The organism is Desulfonatronospira sp. (genome assembly GCA_003563255.1).
In the GTDB taxonomy this organism is placed as follows: domain Bacteria; phylum Desulfobacterota; class Desulfovibrionia; order Desulfovibrionales; family Desulfonatronovibrionaceae; genus Desulfonatronospira.
Map to the genome: position 1 here is coordinate 1 of PWSL01000008.1, position 3,335 is coordinate 3,335.

5 protein-coding genes are annotated in these 3,335 nt (G+C 43.9%); all 5 read left to right on the top strand.

The window, feature by feature from the left end:
• Positions 1-354: 354 nt before the first annotated feature.
• Positions 355-573: a hypothetical protein gene (locus tag QZP87_RS00245; RefSeq protein ID WP_291320919.1), complete on the top strand. Its 219-nt coding sequence runs from the start codon at positions 355-357 to the stop codon at positions 571-573.
• Positions 574-901: 328 nt separating this feature from the next.
• The gene (locus QZP87_RS00250) at positions 902-1,138 is read left to right on the top strand and encodes a hypothetical protein (RefSeq protein WP_291320920.1); all 237 of its coding nucleotides are present in this window, start codon (positions 902-904) and stop codon (positions 1,136-1,138) included.
• Between the two features lie 374 nt (positions 1,139-1,512).
• On the top strand, positions 1,513-1,827 hold the full coding sequence (locus QZP87_RS00255; protein WP_291320921.1) for a type II toxin-antitoxin system HigB family toxin: 315 nt from the start codon (positions 1,513-1,515) through the stop codon (positions 1,825-1,827).
• Positions 1,808-2,278 carry a transcriptional regulator gene (locus QZP87_RS00260; RefSeq protein WP_291320922.1) on the top strand — a complete coding sequence of 157 codons (471 nt, stop codon included), beginning with the start codon at positions 1,808-1,810 and terminating at the stop codon, positions 2,276-2,278. The genes QZP87_RS00255 and QZP87_RS00260 overlap by 20 nt, the downstream gene beginning before the upstream one ends.
• A 240-nt stretch (positions 2,279-2,518) precedes the next feature.
• The coding region (locus QZP87_RS00265; RefSeq protein WP_291320923.1) for an ATP-binding protein at positions 2,519-3,335 on the top strand (817 nt) is incomplete at its 3' end.

Genomic DNA, 3,335 nt, shown 5'->3' on the forward strand with positions numbered 1-3,335 from the left:
AAGGCAACCAGTTTTGCTAATGAGAGATTTCAGTAACCAAAAAAATATTGTCGCGGGGACTGTCCCAAGTGTGGGATACGAGCACTTCTTTATCTTGGGTTGCGGGCATAGCCCGCGTTAGATGAGATCATTGATATTGAAACTATTGCTGTTGATAGTTCTATTTGCGAAATTGCTCGATTGAGAAAAGTTTATGGTCCTGGTCGCTGGCGGAAACTCAAAGGTGTTGCAACAGTTAAGCTTGCAGGCAAATATATCACAAAAGCTGAATTACATTGGTATGAATGTCATGGCATTGGTAAAAAAGAATTCAAGATCAAGAGGTACCTGGATTGATTTCCAGGAGGGGATATTATGGAACACCAATTAGTTATATGTATAAAAAATAAGGGATATGAAGCTTCGCTAAAAGCGAGAAAACTCTACGAGGCAATTCCTGATCCAAAAGCTGAAAAACATCAGCAAATCCGCGTAATCGACGAGTCTGGCGAGGATTATTTATTCCCAAAGGAACTTTTTGTCACAGTTGAACTTCCAAAACCGGTCGAAGAAGCAATTTTCAAAGAGGCCTAACGCACGATTCGTCCACAACAGTTTCCAGCAGACTGCAGCATCTCCCTGATAAATAATCAGGTCCGACCCGGGAGAGCAAGACTTATCGATTCGAAGGAAGTAAAGCGTATATAAAAAAAGTTTCTCAAGGAGTTTTGATAATGCCTAATGATGAATCGGTATGCCTTTTTTGGGGCCAAAAACATAGGTGTAACCATAATTATGCCGAGAGCCAGCAGATCTTTATTGCCTGATCATGAGTGGCATACCCTGAAATCTCGCAAAGCGACTCCTGCCCTGTATGGATTTCACTGAGTTTATCCTGATAGATGAAGGAAAACGAATAACAATGTTGTCCATATCCGCCGGGACTGCCAAACCATATGTCCTGCGCCACAAAAACCGGGAAGATATCTATATCCGGGTAGGCTCCTTTTCCAGGCTGGCCACCAGGGAACAGATGGTGCGCCTGTTTGGCTCCGGGGGTTTGCTGAATATCGAGGACCTTCCTGTTTCAGGCACATCCATGAAGAAAATACTGCAAATTCAACCTGTCCCATCTGCTCCTCCTGAACGGTATTTTTGATTTCATCGGCAACTCGGCAATCCCCATTGCATCTGCAAGCTCCTTGACATCTGGGCCCATCGCCTCAAGCTGATATGTGGTTTTGTAACGCCCTTTTGATTTTTTGGTCGGGGCATCGATCAGAGTGGCCAGAGGAATCTCGGAAAGTTTTTCCACAAAGTATGCGGAGACCGAGAAAAGCTGGCATTCTCCCGGGCATGCTTGAAGGCCACCATAACCAGGAGCAAGGCTACCAAATATGCATTTCAATGTATAATTGGATAAGCCCTCTGCCGACTTACCTTTCCAGGCTCTAAAGCCGGAAGAGCCACATAAGTTCCCTCCAATGGGAACTTTTTGTTGACAGTCAATCTGGGAACCATTAGGTTGAGAGTGTGAACATAGTCAGCCGAAAAACACTGAACTGCTACTGCGAGAAATATGCTGATGCGAGAGGAAGCCTTCTATCTTGGTATGATCGGGTCTCGAAGAAACGGTACTCAAATCACGCTGAGTTGAAAGAGGATTTTCCAAGTGCTGATCATGTCGGCGACAATAGGTATGTATTCAATATAAAAGGAAATCATTTCAGGTTAATTGTTTGGATTCGGTTTGAGGCAGGCCAGGTACTTGTGAAGTGGTTTGGCCCTCATGCCGAATACGATAAAATAAAAGCAGCAGAGGTGAATTATGATAATCCGTGCCATTAAGACAGACGCTGACTACGAAGCAGCGCTGGCTCGGGTCGAAGAAATTTTCGACTCGGAGCCCGGTAGCCCTGAGTTTGACGAACTGGAGGTCTGGGGGACTCTCATTGGTGCATATGAAGATGAGAATCACCCTGTTCCGCCGCCAACCCCGCTTGAGGCTATTGAATTTGCCATGGACCAGCAGGGACTGAAACAAAAAGACCTTGTTCCGTTTATTGGTTCAAAAAGCAAAGTATCTGAGGTGCTGGCTGGAAAAAGAAAGCTGACACTGAAAATGATACGTGCGTTGCACGAGGGCTTGGGTATTCCCGCAGACACTCTCCTGAAGGAGCCGGGTAAAGAATTGCCTGAGACATTGGCTGACGTTGATTGGAGCCAATTCCCTGTAAGGGAAATGGCCAAACGTGGTTGGCTTAAAGATGCCAAAGACTTGATGGATAGAGCCGAATAGGCTGTGCGTAATTGCTAAAAAGCAAAAACGCTGAGTTCAGGTTAACTGTGTACAGCCTTAGTAAGCATAGCAATAATCAGCCTGTTTCTTTATGTTACCATATTGTTCTCAAAAAAGCGTAATACTCCCATGAGGACCATGCCTGCAACATATTATTGCACATCAATTATTGACGGACAATAATTGATGTGCAATAATGAGTCCTGGCAATCATAAGATTAATAGATAGGGAAGTGTCCAATGTCTCGAAACCCATTTTCCCTTGGCGGAACTGATATTCCACTTTGTGATCGTCAAAATGAACTGCAAGGCCTTATCAGGCATGCTCATAATGCGCAAAACGTCCTTGTCTACGGATCAAGGAGACTGGGCAAAACAATGCTTGTCCGGGAGGTCCAAAGACATCTTGCGCAAGAAGGCTTTCTGGTCGTCTTTTGTGATCTTTTCGGCGTTGTTTCCATTGAGGATATTTCGGCCAGAGTTTGCCGTTCTCTTTTTGAGGTTACCCACAAACAGGCGCCGCTGCACAAAAAGGCCATTCGAGCTTTAAGTACTTTTCGTCCTACAATGCGGCCATCTTACGACGGGATGGAGTTTTCCTTTTCCGTGGAAAAAACTTCATCTGATATCGGCATTGATGTTCTGGAGCATACCTTTTCAGATCTGTCGTCATTTCTAGAGAAATCAAGAGTAAATATCAATGTGGTTTTTGATGAATTTCAAGAAATAACAGAAGTGGAAAAGGGTGTTCAGATTCAGGGAGTCATGCGGAAATACATCCAGAATATGTCCGCATCATTTTTTTTTGTTGGAAGTCGCAAGAGAGTTTTAAGTCAAATGTTTCATGATCGCAGCAAACCATTTTTTCAGAGTACTTTTGATTACGAGCTGAAATCTCTGCCCCAGCATGACTGCATCTCGTATGTCATGGCAAGGTTTGAATCCGGGAAAAAGATAATGCAGGAAAGCTATGCAGAATATATTTGCAGTCTTGTAGCAGGAAATCCTTACTATATGCAAAAAATTTGCTATATTTTGTTTAATGACATGGATCACT